8 protein-coding genes are annotated in these 13679 nt (G+C 73.6%); 1 reads left to right on the top strand and 7 read right to left on the bottom strand.

Features of this window, described 5'->3' with window-relative positions:
* Positions 1-4: 4 nt before the first annotated feature.
* Together AGRA3207_RS23985 and AGRA3207_RS23990 are read right to left on the bottom strand one after the other, a co-directional pair.
* On the bottom strand, positions 5-2521 hold the full coding sequence (locus AGRA3207_RS23985; RefSeq protein WP_231329285.1) for an alpha/beta fold hydrolase: 2517 nt from the start codon (positions 2519-2521) through the stop codon (positions 5-7).
* Positions 2522-2611: 90 nt separating this feature from the next.
* Entirely contained in the window at positions 2612-3277 is a 666-nt protein-coding gene (locus AGRA3207_RS23990) for a TetR/AcrR family transcriptional regulator (RefSeq protein WP_231329286.1), read from the bottom strand.
* A 120-nt stretch (positions 3278-3397) separates the two neighbouring features.
* Between AGRA3207_RS23990 and AGRA3207_RS23995 the strand changes: the two genes are divergently transcribed.
* Positions 3398-5617: an MFS transporter gene (locus AGRA3207_RS23995; RefSeq protein WP_476692270.1), complete on the top strand. Its 2220-nt coding sequence runs from the start codon at positions 3398-3400 to the stop codon at positions 5615-5617.
* 180 nt (positions 5618-5797) lie between these two features.
* Here AGRA3207_RS23995 and AGRA3207_RS24005 read toward each other — a convergent pair whose 3' ends face one another.
* From AGRA3207_RS24005 to AGRA3207_RS24025, 5 genes are all read right to left on the bottom strand, one after another.
* Positions 5798-6505 (bottom strand): SecDF P1 head subdomain-containing protein, encoded by a 708-nt coding sequence (locus AGRA3207_RS24005; RefSeq protein WP_231329287.1) that lies wholly within the window; start codon positions 6503-6505, stop codon positions 5798-5800.
* Positions 6506-7004: 499 nt separating this feature from the next.
* On the bottom strand, positions 7005-8084 hold the full coding sequence (locus tag AGRA3207_RS24010) for a 2-oxoacid:ferredoxin oxidoreductase subunit beta (RefSeq protein WP_231336367.1): 1080 nt from the start codon (positions 8082-8084) through the stop codon (positions 7005-7007).
* A 7-nt stretch (positions 8085-8091) separates the two neighbouring features.
* Positions 8092-9933, bottom strand: a complete 1842-nt coding sequence (locus AGRA3207_RS24015; RefSeq protein ID WP_231329288.1) for a 2-oxoacid:acceptor oxidoreductase subunit alpha — start codon at positions 9931-9933, stop codon at positions 8092-8094.
* A 651-nt stretch (positions 9934-10584) separates the two neighbouring features.
* Positions 10585-12225, bottom strand: coding sequence for a hypothetical protein (locus tag AGRA3207_RS24020; RefSeq protein ID WP_231329289.1), 1641 nt, complete (start codon positions 12223-12225; stop codon positions 10585-10587).
* Between the two features lie 200 nt (positions 12226-12425).
* Entirely contained in the window at positions 12426-13595 is a 1170-nt protein-coding gene (locus AGRA3207_RS24025) for a hypothetical protein (protein ID WP_231329290.1), read from the bottom strand.
* Between the last annotated feature and the right edge of the window lie 84 nt (positions 13596-13679).

The raw sequence follows: 13679 nt of genomic DNA on the forward strand, positions 1-13679 counted from the left end.
GCGGTCACGGGGCCTCACCGATGATCTCCAGGAACGCGTCCTCCAGCCGCCGCCCGGAGCCGGTGATCTCGGCGACGGGCCCGGCGGCGACGCGGCGGCCGCCCGCCATCACGACCGCGTGCGTGCAGGTCTGCTCGACCTCGGCGAGCATGTGGCTGGACACGATGACGGTGCGCCCGGCCGCCGCGTACCGCACGAGCACCTCGCGCATCTCCCGGATCTGCGGTGGGTCGAGGCCGTTGGTCGGCTCGTCCAGGACGAGCAGGTCCGGCAGGCCGAGCATGGCCTGGGCTATCGCGAGGCGCTGCCGCATGCCCTGCGAGTAGGTCCGGACGGCGCGGTCGAGCGCGGCGCCCAGCCCGGCGATGGTCAGCGCCTCCTCCATGTGGGCCTCGTCCGGCGGACGGCCGGTCGCGCGCCAGTAGAGGTCGAGGTTGTCGCGTCCGGACAGGTGCGGCAGGAAGCCGGGTCCCTCCACGAACGACCCGAGGCGGGACAGGACGGGCGCCCCGGGCGTGACGCGGTGCCCGAAGATGCGGATCTCGCCCGCGTCGGGGTGGATGAGGCCCATGAGCATCCGCAAGGTGGTCGTTTTCCCGGCGCCATTGGGCCCGAGCAGGCCGAGCACCTGCCCCTTCTCCACCCGGAACGACAGGTCGGAGACGGCGAGGTGGCCGTTCCTGTACGCCTTGGTCAGCCCGGTGATCTCCAGCGGCACGTCCGCCGGGGTGGCATGGGACGGGCGTCCGCGGCGTCCCCGGACGAGGATCCCCGCGGCGGCCGCGAACGCGGCGAGCGGCAGCCCCCAGACCCAGCCCGGGATCGGGGCGGGCCGCGTCGCGAGCGAGGGGACGGTCGGGACGGTCAGCCCCGACACGACGGCCACCTTGTACGAGGCGGGCTCCGGCGGTGTCGCGAAGCCCATGTCGGTGGTGGTGAGGACGAGCCGGAGCCGGTGGCCGCGGTCGAAGCGGTAGTCCATCGCCGGGAGCGTCACCGTGACGGTCGCCCCGCCGGTCACGCGCAGGGGCGCGGCGAGCCGCCGGGCGGGGGCGGCCTGCCCGTCGGGCGCGACGTCGTAGAGCTTGGCGAACAGCGGCACGTCCTTCTTCCCGGACACCCTGATCCGGACGGTCGCGGCGCCGGTGAGCCGCAGCGGGTGCGCCAGCGGGCGGGTGTCGAACCGGGCGGACTGGCCGGGCATGTCGGCCGGCAGCCCGCCGCCCAGCGCGCCCGCGCCGAGGTCGCCGAGCCCGCCGAGCGCTCCGAGGCCGGGCAGCGCGGAGATGGACGCGGGGGAGCCCCCGGCCGGATTGAAGATCGTCTGTTCGCGTCCGTCCAGGGAGAGCGTCTGGGGCCCGGCGCCGAGCCCCGAATACGCGCGGGCCGTCGCCTCCTCCACGACGACCTCCTGGGTGGAGGAGTCGATCCCGCCCGCGCGCGTGACCGCGAACCCGTCCTTGTCCCCGGCCCCGTTCCCGTTCCCGTTCCCGTTTCCGGAGGGGGCGCGGTGGCGGAGCCGCGCGTCGAAGAAGTCGCGCAGCAGCCCCCGCACCCGCTCGGTCTCGGGGTCGCCGCCGTCGTGGCCGCCCTGGTACCAGACGACCGACACCGGCGCGCCGTTGCGGGCGATGGCGCGGGCGTTCGCGTCGGCCTGGTCGAGCGGGAACAGCGAGTCGGTCTGCCCCTGGACGAGCAGCGTCGGCACCCTGATCCGGTCGGCGACCGACGCGGGGCTCGACCGGCGCAGCGTCGCGACCGCGTCCGCGTCGGGACGGCCCGACTCGGCGACCTTCTGGTACATCGCGCACAGTGACGGCAGGAAACGCCCGCACGCGGACGCGCCCGCGCCGTCGGTGAAGAACAGGCCCGCCCACAGCTTCTTGAAGACGCCCGTCTCGGCGCCCGCCCCGGTGCCGTTGGGGAACAGCGCGCCGGCGAGGTCGTTCCAGGTGATCTGCGGGGCGATGGCGTCCACGCGCCGGTCGTACGCGGCGGTCATCAGCGCGATCGCGCCGCCGTAGGACTCGCCCGCCATGCCGAGACGGGGGTCGCCCGGCCCGTCGAGCTGGACCTCGGGGCGCCTGGCCAGCCAGTCGATGAGCTGCCGCGTGTCCTTGACCTCGTAGTCGGGGGAGTTCAGGGCGATCTCGCCGGTGGAGCGCCCGAACCCGCGCGCCGACCACGCCAGCACCGCGTAACCCTCCCGCGCCAGCGCGCGCGCCTCGCTCGCGACGCCGTACTTGTCGCCGCCGAAGCCATGCCCGAGCAGGACGGCCGGGCCCTTCGCGCGGCCCACCGGGGCATAGAAGGTCGTGTCGAGCGTGACGCGCTGGTCGTCCTTGGGGCCGTCCACGACGGCGACACGCTGGTCGGACGTCCGGACGTGCGGCTCCCCTCCCGCCGCGACGCCCCAGGCGGCGCCGCCGCCCACCAGCACGACCGCCGCTCCGGCGGCCGTCCAGCGCGCGGCCCGGCTCGTCCCGCCCCACCGCGCTTTGATCGCGCCCCCCACCCTCATGCGCAGCAGCCTATGCGCGGCACGGCGGGGGACGCTCCGCCCCTGAGCCGATCCCCGCTGCGCCCGGTGCCGTACGCGGCGTCCCGCCGGTTACACCTCGCGGTGTACGCCCGCCGGTCCGGGGGCGGGGGCGAGCGCGGCGGTGAACATCGCGGTGAGCCGGTCGGTGAGCTCGGCGGGGTCGGCGGCGCGCAGGTCGTTCAGGCCGAGCAGCCGCCGGACGGGACCGCCGCCCATGATGATCGTGGACGCGAGGAGGGCGCGGGCGCGCGCGTCGGGCCCGCCGAGCTGCGCGGCGAGCGGCTCGACGATGGCGTCCTCCAGGTACCGCAGCAGGATCTGCTTGACCTCGGGATGCCCGGCGGACCGGTCGATCATCCGGGTCATCGCGCTGACCGGGCGCCGGTCGACCTGCCGGACGAAGTGCTCGGCGAGCCGCCGGGGCAGCCCGTCCGGATCACCGGCGATCACCCCGCGCAGCGTGGACTCGCCTTCCAGCACCTCGCCGAACAGCGCGGCCTTGGAGCCGAAGTACCGGTTGACCAGCGCCGTGTTCGCGCCGGCGGACGCGGCGATCATGCGGACGGTGACGCCCGCGTAGCCGTGCTCACCGAACAGGTCGCGGGCGGCGTCCAGGATGCGGCGCCGGGTCGCCGCCCGGTCGCGCTTCGGCCGCGCCGCCTCCACCGGCCGCGCCGCCTCCACCGGCCGCGCCGCCTCCCCGGCCTGCACCGTCACCCCGGCCTGCGTCGTCATCGCCGTTCCATCCCCGATCACCAGGTCACCGACGCCGTCCAGTATCCCCGACTTGCAAGTAAACAAGCGTCTACATAACATACATGCAAAGCACAGGTAATGAGCTTCGATGGGGGCAGTGTGGTTCGAGCGAGCGCACCGGGGGACGTGCCGGCGGACGCGCCGGGGGTGACGCGGCCGCACTACACGCACCGCCAGATCCTGGAGATCCTCTCCGGGCTGATGATGGCGATGCTGACCGCGATGATCTCGACCTCCGTGGTCGGCACCGCGCTGCCGACGATCGTCGGCGACCTCGGCGGCCAGGACCAGCTCTCGTGGGTCGCGAGCGCGTCGCTGCTCACCATGACCGCCTCGACGCCCCTGTGGGGCAAGCTGTCGGACATCTTCGGCCGCAAACTGATGTTCCAGGGCGCGCTGCTGCTGTTCGTCGTCGCGTCCGTCGCGGCCGGGCTCTCCCAGAACATCGGCGAGCTGATCGCGGCCCGCGCCTTCCAGGGCCTCGGCGTCGGCGGGCTGTCCGCGCTGGCCCAGGTGATCCTCGGCGACGTCGTCGAACCGCGCCAGCGCGGCCGCTACTCCGGCTTCATGGGCGCGGTCTTCGGCGTCGCCACCGTCGCGGGCCCGCTGCTCGGCGGGTTCATCGTGGACGCGGACGGGCTCGGCTGGCGCTGGTGCTTCTACGTCTGCGTCCCGCTCGCGGTGGTCGCGTTCGCCGTCATCCAGAAGGTGCTGAAGCTGCCGAAGGTCCGCCGCGACACCCGCATCGACGTGTTCGGCGCCTTCACCATCACCGGCGGCGCCACGACCGCGATGCTGCTGCTGTCCATGGGCGGGCAGCAGTTCGCGTGGAACTCGCGGTGGACTTACCTCCTTCTCGGCGCGACCGGCGTGCTGCTCGTGCTCGCGGCCGTCGCCGAGCGCACCGCCAGGGACCCGATCCTGCCGCCCCGGCTGTTCCGCAACCGGACGTTCGTGATCGCGGGCCTCACCTCGGTCTGCGTCGGCATCGCGATGTTCGGCGCCATGATCTACATGCCGCAGTACCTCCAGATCGTCAAGGGGATGAGCCCGACCTCCTCGGGCCTGATGACGCTGCCGCTGGTCGTCGGCATGCTCGTCACCTCCACCGGCTCCGGCCAGCTCGTCACCAGGACGGGCCGCTACAAGATCTTCCCGGTGCTCGGGCTGGTCTTCGTGGGCGCGTCGATGCTGCTGCTGTCGCGGCTGCACGTCGGCTCGTCGAAGCTGCTGATCGGCGCGGACATGGCCGTCCTCGGCATCGGGCTCGGCCTGACGCTCCAGATCCTCATCCTGGCCGCGCAGAACGCCGCGGCGCCCGCCGACCTGGCGTCCACCACGTCCGGGGTGTCGTTCTTCCGCAACCTCGGCGGCGCGATGGGCGTGGCCGCCTTCGGCGCGATCCTCACCAACCGGCTCGGGGACGAGCTGGCCGCCGGCGTGCGCGAGGCGCACATCTCCCTCCCGCCCGGCGGCGGCGAGCTCGGCTCGCCCCACCAGATCCAGGCGCTGCCCGAGCCGCTGAAGCACATCGTGCTGACCGCGTTCACCGACGCGCTGGAAAGCGTCTTCCTGGTCGGCGTCCCGGTCGCGGTGCTCGGCTTCCTCGCCGTGCTGGCGCTCAAGGAGGTGCCGCTGCGCGGTTCCGCCGGACGCGGCGCGCCCGCGAAGGACGCCCCGCCGTCCGACGCGGGCGTGGGCGTGGCCGGTGGGCACGCGCGCGGCCACGATCAGCGGCCCGCCGCCGGGCGGGAACCGGCCTCCGTCGTCGTCGGGGCCCCGTCCGACGAGGTGGTCGGCGCGATGAACGAGGCGGCAATGAACGGGACGCCGCCCAACGGCGCGTCCCCGCAGGGGCGCTTCGGCCACCCGGAGCACACCTCGCGGTCCGGGCACTCCGGCGCCGGTGTGGAGCGGTCCGAAACGGCGGACGCGCCGGTGGCGCGTGTTGATCGGCCGTCCACCGACCGGCCGTCCACCGGCCGGCCGCATCCGGTGGGCGGACGCGGTGGCGTCCCCGTGCGCGGCGTCGTGCGGTCCGGCACCGGCGAGCCCGTCCCGTCCGCCGCGCTGCGCGGCACCGTCCGCGGCGAGACCGGCCGCCCGGTCGCCGACGCCCGTGTCACCCTCGTGGACGCGGCGGGCGACGCGATCGCCATGGTGATCACCGGCCCGGACGGGGAGTACGCCTTCACCGACCTCGTCGGAGGCCGGTACACCATCATCGCCTCCGGCTATCCGCCGGTGGCCACCGGGCTGTCGCTCTCCGGCGGCGGCGAGGACGGGCACGACATCGAGCTCGGCCATCCCGACCGGTGACGGACCCGAGCGGCCGACGACGAGAGCACGAACCTGGAGTGCGGGTCGTTCGTGGGTGACGATCACGGTCTGCGCGCATCGGTGCGGACGGAGGGCGGATGGGCCGTCCGGCACGCCGTCGTGACGAGAGCCGCGGGCGCGTGTCGGCCGTCGGCCCGCGTCGGCCGCTCCGGCGGCGGGTCAGCGGCCCTTGAGCTCGCGGACGAGGCGGTCGGCGGCGGCGCGGTCCGGAGGGCCGGTCACGACGACCTTGCCGTCCAGGATCGCCATGTCCACGCGGGGCAGCGTGACGAGCCGCTCGCGCACGACGAAGGCCAGGTCGCGGCCCACCGTCGCGCGGGTCAGGTCGGCGAACGCCCGCCGGTCGACCGGCCGCAGCGTGACCGCGACGTCGTAGCCGGTGCCCTTGGACCGCTGCACGCGCAGGTCGGACACCTTGTGGATCGCGATGCCCTGGGAGAGCCGGTAGCAGACCGGGCCGGTGCTCGCCTGCCCGGTGATCCCCGGCGTGCCCGCGGGGCACTGGCCCGGCGCGGACTGGGTGACCGGGTAGACGTGCAGCGGCGCGGTCAGCGTCACCGGCTGCGTCCGCCGTGACGCCGCGACCAGCCCGCCGGTCACCGCGACCGCCGCGATCAGCAGGCCCAGGGTCATGACCATGATGAGCAGCGACGACCGGTGCTCGGCGGCGGCCCGTGCCGGGGGCCTCGGCGGCTGCCGCACCCGCTGCGCTGCGCGGCTGCGCTTGGCCTCGGCCTGGGCGCGCCTCCGCTGGGCGGCCCGCTCGCGGCGCCGCCGCGCCTCCGCGTCCGGCCCGGCGCCGCCCGTGTAGGAGGCGGCGGGGAGCGGCTGCGTCCCCGCGTCCGCGATCGAGGTCTCGGGGGGCATCGAGGTGTCGGGGGGCAGGGTGGCGCTCGGGGCGGGCGGCCGATCCCGCGCGGGTCTTTGCGCGGGGCCAGGCGGCTGCGCCGGCGGGATCCGGGGGATCGTCGGCTGCGCGGGGGCGACGAGCTGCGCCGCGGGCCGGGGGGCGGCGGGGGCGGGCGCCGGGTCACCTGGGGACGGGGCAGGCGGCCGATCCTTCGAACGGTCCCTGCCACGGCGCGGAACGACCCGCATCGTCACCTCCCCGACTGCGTGATCTCCTCAGTCTTTCAGGACGAGCGAGAGCCGCGCATCGTGCCCTGGCCCAACATGGCGGTACGGCCGCGACGGTGCCCGTCCCGTGGTAACGGTGCCCCGTCGACGCCGTTTCAATGCGCGAAAGAGCCCGCCCCCGGACGTGACCCGGGGGCGGGCCTGCGGCATCGTGCCGAAGAAACGGCCTCGCCCATCGCGCGGGCGCCGTGCCCGTCCGGTCCCTCCGCCGAGGACCGCGGGGACGGCGCTAGTCGATGCGCCAGGTGTCACCACTGCCAAGCAGGGCTGCCAGATCGCCCCTGCCCTGCGACCCGACGGCCTCGTCGACCTGCTCGCGCATCAGCTCGTCGTAGGACGGGCGGTCGACGTCGCGGAACACGCCGATCGGGGTGTGCTCGAACGCCGGGGAGTCCAGCCGCGACAGCGCGAACGCCTGCGACGGGTCCGGGTCGTGCGCGTCGTGCACGGCGATCTCGGACGGGTCCACGTCCGCGACGTCCACGACCTCGAACGACCCCGACCGGGTGCGGCGCAGCGCCTTGGTCCGCTCGGCGCCGAACACGATGGGCTCGCCGTGCTCCAGCCGGACGGTCACGTCGTCGCGGACGGCGGCGTCCTTGAGGGGGTCGAACGCGCCGTCGTTGAAGATGTTGCAGTTCTGGTAGATCTCCACCAGCGCGGTCCCGCGGTGCTCCGCCGCCGCCCGCAGCACCGACTGGAGGTGCTTGCGGTCGGAGTCGATCGTCCGGGCGACGAAGGTGCCCTCCGCGCCGATCGCGAGCGACAGCGGGTTGAACGGCGCGTCGAGCGAGCCCATCGGCGTCGACTTGGTGATCTTGCCGAGCTCGGACGTCGGCGAGTACTGGCCCTTGGTCAGCCCGTAGATCCGGTTGTTGAACAGCAGGATCTTCAGGTTGACGTTGCGGCGCAGCGCGTGGATCAGGTGGTTGCCGCCGATGGACAGGGCGTCCCCGTCCCCCGTGACGACCCACACCGACAGGTCGGGACGGGAGGTCGCGAGGCCCGTCGCGATCGCGGGCGCGCGGCCGTGGATCGAGTGGAACCCGTAGGTGTTCATGTAGTACGGGAACCGGGACGAGCAGCCGATGCCGGACACGAACGTGATGTTCTCCCGGCGCAGCCCCAGCTCGGGCAGGAAGGACTGGACGGCCGCGAGGATCGCGTAGTCACCGCACCCGGGGCACCAGCGCACCTCCTGATCGGTCTTGAAGTCCTTCATCTTCTGCGGCTCGTCCGCCTTCGGGACGAGGGAGAGCAGGGACCGCCCCGCCGGCCCGCGAGAGCCGTTCACCCCGTCGCCGCCCACGGCGCTGTCACTCACTGTCGATCACATCCTGGATGACGCCCTGGAGTTCCTCGGCCTTGAAGGGAAGGCCGCGGACCTGGTTGTAGCCGATCACGTCGACGAGGAACCGGCCGCGCAGCAGCAGCGCGAGCTGGCCGAGGTTGATCTCCGGCACCACGACCTTGTCGTAGGACCGCAGGACCTCGGGCAGGTTCGCCGGGAAGGGATTGAGGTGCCGCAGGTGGGCCTGCGCGACGCGCTGCCCGTTCCCGCGGACGCGGCGGACGGCCGCGGAGATCGCCCCGAACGTCCCGCCCCACCCGAGCACCAGCACCCGGGCCTCACCGGACGGGTCGTCCACGGCGAGGGGCGCGATGTCGTTCGCGATGCCGTCGACCTTGGCCTGCCGGAGCCGGACCATGCGGTCGTGGTTGGCCGGGTCGTAGGAGATGTTCCCGGACCCGTCGGCCTTCTCCAGGCCGCCGATCCGGTGCTCCAGCCCGGCCGTGCCCGGGATCGCCCATGGCCGGGCCAGGGTCTCCGGGTCGCGCCGGAACGGCTGGAAGTCCTCCTGGCCGGGAGCCGCGAAGTCCGGCTCGATCCGCGGCAGCGACGCCACGTCCGGCAGCCGCCACGGCTCGGAGCCGTTGGCGAGGTAGCCGTCGGACAGCAGGATGACCGGGGTGCGGTACTTCACCGCGATCCGGGCCGCCTCCAGCGCGGCGTCGAAGCAGTCGGACGGCGACTGCGGCGCGATCACCGGGACCGGCGCCTCGCCGTTGCGGCCGTGCATGGCCTGGAGCAGGTCCGCCTGCTCGGTCTTGGTCGGCAGCCCGGTGGACGGCCCGGCGCGCTGCACGTCGATCACCAGCAGCGGCAACTCGGTCGCCACGCCGAGCCCGATCGTCTCGCTCTTCAGCGCGATGCCCGGCCCGGACGTCGTCGTGACGCCGAGGGACCCGCCGAACGAGGCGCCGAGCGCGGCGCCGACCGCGGCGATCTCGTCCTCCGCCTGGAACGTTCTGACCCCGAACTTCTTGTGCTTGGACAGCTCGTGCAGGATGTCGGACGCCGGGGTGATCGGGTAGGAGCCCAGGTAGATCGGCAGTCCGCTCCGCTCACCGGCCGCGACCAGCCCGTACGCCAGTGCCACGTTCCCGGTGATGTTGCGGTACACGCCCGGGTCGTGCTCGGCCGGCTTGATCTCGTACTGCACCGAGAACGCCTCGGTGGTCTCGCCGTAGCTCCAGCCCGCCTGGAACGCGGCGATGTTGGCCTTCATGATGTCGGGCTTGCGGGCGAACTTCTTCTCCAGGAACGAGACCGTCCCCTCGGTGGGCCGGTGGTACAGCCACGACAGCAGCCCGAGGGCGAACATGTTCTTGGCGCGCTCGGCGTCCTTCTTGGAGATCTCGAAGCCGGTGAGGGCCGTCACCGTCATCGAGGTCAGCGGCAGCGCGTGGACCCGGTACTCGGCGAGCGAGCCGTCCTGGACCGGGTCGGCCGCGTAGCCGACCTTCGCGAGGTTCCGCTTGGTGAACTCGTCGGTGTTGACGATCAGATCCGCCCCGCGGGGGAGGTCCCCGAGGTTGGCCTTGAGGGCGGCGGGATTCATCGCGACCAGGACGTTGGGCGCGTCGCCCGGTGTCAGGATGTCGTGGTCGGCGAAGTGCAACTGGAAACTGGACACGCCGGGGAGGGTTCCGGCAGGGGCACGGATCTCGGCCGGGAAGTTCGGCAGCGTCGACAAGTCGTTGCCGAACGCCGCCGTCTCCTGGGTGAAGCGGTCGCCGGTCAACTGCATGCCGTCACCGGAGTCACCGGCGAAGCGGATGATGACCCGGTCGAGTTGCTGGACCTGTTTGGTCACAGAGGAAGACCTCCTCGACGCGCAGCGTCCGTCCCGGGGGAGGCACCCGGGATCATGACGCTACTTAGGCTTACCTTCATGGTATGTCCGGAGTGGAATGCTCTTCTCGGGGGACGGGGGGATACCGGATGGGGCACGGCGCTCACGCGCGTCCGCTCTCCGGCCCGCCGATGGCCGCCGGTCGTAGAGAAATCGACCGGAAAGTACCACTCCGCCCGTCATGTGACATCCCGCTTCCAGGGAGGTCGGCCCCGTAACACAAGAGGTATCACTGCGACCTGAAGTTCATCTGAATCCCCTGGATTCGGGCAGGTCCTATCCGGTGGTACGACCTGGACGGGCGCCCGGGTTCACAGCGAACACAGGCAGCTGGCCTGGCGGCGCAGGTCGACATGGAGCCGACGCACGAGCCGCGCAGGGTTCGTCGAGGAGCCGAGGCCCCCGGGCACGGAGTTCACGCCACGAAGTGTAGACAGTGCTGATTGCACCCCGGCCCAGTGGCCCTCGCCTAGCGGCTCGGCCCCCTGACCGTGCTGTGCGAGCGCGTCATCGCTTCGCGATCGGCCCCGTGAGGCTCGCCTTCGGCATTGCCTCACGGGGCTGGTAGCGCGCTCGCGTGACGGTTGAGGTCGTTGTGACCGAGTTGGCGCTCTAGGGACTGGGCTGGCCTGCGGTGCCTGCGTTCGGGGCGTCTTGGCGTCCCGTGCCGGACTGGGCGCCTGCTTCGCCGGACGGCTGGGGCCGGGCCTTGCGGCGCTCGCGGTCGACCACGTCCAGCAGGGCGGGGACCGCGGTCACGGCCACGGCCTCGCCGACCACGCGGGCCTGCGCCTCGTAGCGGTGCGGGCCGGGCTGGTCCAGGGCGGCCTTCATCCATGATCGCCAGGCCCGTCCGGTGACCGTGCACCGCAGCACCAGCGTCCGTCCGGCGGGTACCTCGTCCGAACCGGCGCAGGAGCCGAGCGACCGCCCCTTCGAGACGACCATGGCGAACAGGGCGGCGCGGGCGCCGTCCGGGACCGTGGTGTCGGGGGCCGAGAGCGTGGCGGGCACGCTCACCGTGCAGCCGTTGGGGTTCTGGTCGCAGTTGACGAAGCTCAGCTTCCCCGGCGCGAAGCGCAGCGCCGGGTCGGCCGCGCCGCCGAGCCCGGCGACGCGGGGGCGCAGCTCGGCGAGCACCGGTGCCACGTTCGGGAGGGGTGTGACGGTGAACCTCGGGTCGCCGTGCCCGGCCGTCCGCACGGCCAGCAGCCGGTGCGGCGCGGCCGCCGCGACCAGGTAGTCCGCGGCCGGAGTCCTGATCTTGTACGCGCGGGTGCCGCCGACGTCCTCCGTGGGCGGTCTCACCGCCGCCTTCGCCAGCCGCGAGGCGATCGACTTGGGGGCCAGCAGGGCCGGGACGTCGAAGCCGGGCACCGTGGCCGGGGCCTTCGACCAGCGTCCGGCGTAGTTGTCGGGGCGGGCGCCCTCCCCGGCGTAGTCGCGCCAGAACGTGAGCCCGGCCTTGATGTAGGTGACGCCGTCGACGGCGATGACGTCCGCCTTCAGCGTGCCCGCCGTGAGCGTTCCGCTCGCCAGGCCGCTCCGCGTGACCCGCAGGCGCGCCTGGACGGGCTTGCCCGCCACGGTCAGCGTCCCGTCGTAGCGCAGGCCGGCCTCCGCCGCGAGCTGCTGCCCCGCCTCCCGCGACCACTCCGAACGGGCGGCGGCGGTCGGCTTGGGCGCCTTCTTCTCGGCCTCGCCCTCCCCGACGACGGCCGTCCCGCCCACGGCGGCCGCGGTCAGGGCGGCCAGGCCCGCCGCCACGGTGATCACGACGCGCCTCCGGCGGAGCATGCGCTCCCTGGCGGAGCCGCCCGGTGGCGGAGGGGGGCCTGGGGGGAAAGGCCCGCCGGGGGGCGGTCCTGCCGGTGACGGGGCGGCAGGCGGAATCCCGCCTGGGGCGAAGCCGTCCGGAACGGTCGCTCCCACGCCGGGCGGAGGCGGAGGAGCGAACACGGGCACGTCCGTGACGGTCGCCGGCTCGCCGACGGCGAACCCGTCGGGGACGGTCGTGTCCGCCACGCCCGTCGTGTCCGCGTCGGCGGATCCGGCGTCGGGCTCTGCGGCGGGTTCGTCGGAGGGGGGCTCTTCCGGAGCCGGGGCGGGTCCGGTGGCGACCACCTTGTCGGGCGGTGGTCCGCCCGCCACCGGCCTGCCGGCCAGGCGGCCGCCGGCGACGAGCTTGTCGGCGGCGGCCCCGCCGGACGGGCGGGAGGCCGCGGGGGACGGCTCGTCCTGTTCAACGCTCACTCGGGGCTCACTCTGCTCGATTCCGGGCCCGGGTCGGCCCACTCGTGTCAGGCACAGAGGGTGGTTGCCGGGGGCTCGGAGGGAGCGCCCACCCAGAGCATAAGGGTGCCCGACGATGGGCCCCGCCGGGGCGGGGACGGCACATCGCCGGGCACCGTGAGACGGGACGGCTCAGCGCGAGGGGCGCCTGACCGGCCGTCTCATTCGCTGTCGAGGCCGCTCTGCAGGGCCGACACCTCGCTCGCGGTCGCGCCGATCACCTTGTACTCGGCGTGCTTGTAGAAGGTTCCACCGGTGGACTTGGCCCAGCTCGACCAGGAGCCGCTGGTGACCCGGCAGCTGGCCCACTGCGGGGTCGTGCTGCTGATCGTGATCCTGGCCGTGCAGTTGCCGAGGTCACGGCCGGTGAGCGTGCCCGCGGTCAGCCGGAACCGGACGTCGATCGTCACCGGCGTCTGCACGCCGTACGGCGGGCGGATCTTGGCCTCGACCGTGCAGCCGGAGTTGCCGTTGCAGCCGCCCTTCTTCCACTCGTCGACCGTCGGGCGGGCCGAGCCGTCGAAGGAGTCCTTCAGCTCGCCCATGCTCGTGCGCATGTCGGAGATGATGGACGACGCCTGGCCCGAGTTCTTCGGAGTGACGTCCAGGGACAGGCGCGGCGTCGTCGCCTCGTAGCGCAGCAGCTCCGCGTCGTCGGCGTCGGTGATGTAGAGCGTGGAGGAGAAGGTGCTGAACTTCAGCGCCTTCTTGCCCTGCCAGGTCGTCTTGACCGGCTTCACCTTCGCGGCGGCGGCCGCGCGCAGCTTGGTCGCCAGCGCGGCGGGCGTCAGCTCCTGCTTGAAGTCGATGTCGAGCTTGTCGGCGCTGAGCCGTCCCCACTGCTCGCCGGTGCCGAGGTAGTAGGGCGTCTCGGTGCCGGAGATCTGCCGCCGCCAGTAGGCCGAGTCGGCCTTGACGAACAGCTTGCCGTCCGCCGCGAGCAGCGTGACGTTGTCGCTGTTCCAGGTGACGGGCCCCGTCACGCGGCCGCCCTTGGTGACGTTCAACTCACCTTGGAGCGTCTCGGCGCCGCCTCCGAAGCTGCCCTTCAGGCCGACGGCGCGCGCGGCGGCCACCGTGTCGGCCGCGGACCGCAGCTTCTCCTCGGGCTTCTTACCGCCGCCGGACGCCAGCACGAACACCACGACGCCGATGAGCACGATGACGACCAGGCCGCCGCCGAGGAGCGCCGCGACGAGCGCGCCGCCGCCCCGCTTGGGCGGCGGGGGCGCCATCATCCCGCCAGGGGGCGGCGGGTAGAAGCCGGGCGGCGTGGTCGGCCCGCCGAACCCGCCGGGCGGAGGGGCCGTCCCGCCCGGACCTCCCGGCATTCCGGGCCCGCCGGGGCCCGGTGGGCCGCCGGGACCCGCGGGCGGTGGCGGGGGCGGCCATGAGGCACCGCCCGGAGGTTCCCA

The sequence above is a fragment of the Actinomadura graeca genome, assembly GCF_019175365.1.
GTDB lineage: Bacteria > Actinomycetota > Actinomycetes > Streptosporangiales > Streptosporangiaceae > Spirillospora > Spirillospora graeca.

Bases quoted from the DNA above. Each gene is read 5' to 3' on its own strand.
- AGRA3207_RS23990 (WP_231329286.1), bottom strand. From the start codon at position 3,277: ATGACGACGCAGGCCGGGGTGACGGTGCAGGCCGGGGAGGCGGCGCGG.
- AGRA3207_RS23985 (WP_231329285.1), bottom strand. From the start codon at position 2,521: ATGAGGGTGGGGGGCGCGATCAAAGCGCGGTGGGGCGGGACGAGCCGG.
- AGRA3207_RS24025 (WP_231329290.1), bottom strand. From the start codon at position 13,595: ATGCCGGGAGGTCCGGGCGGGACGGCCCCTCCGCCCGGCGGGTTCGGC.
- AGRA3207_RS24005 (WP_231329287.1), bottom strand. From the start codon at position 6,505: ATGCCCCCCGAGACCTCGATCGCGGACGCGGGGACGCAGCCGCTCCCC.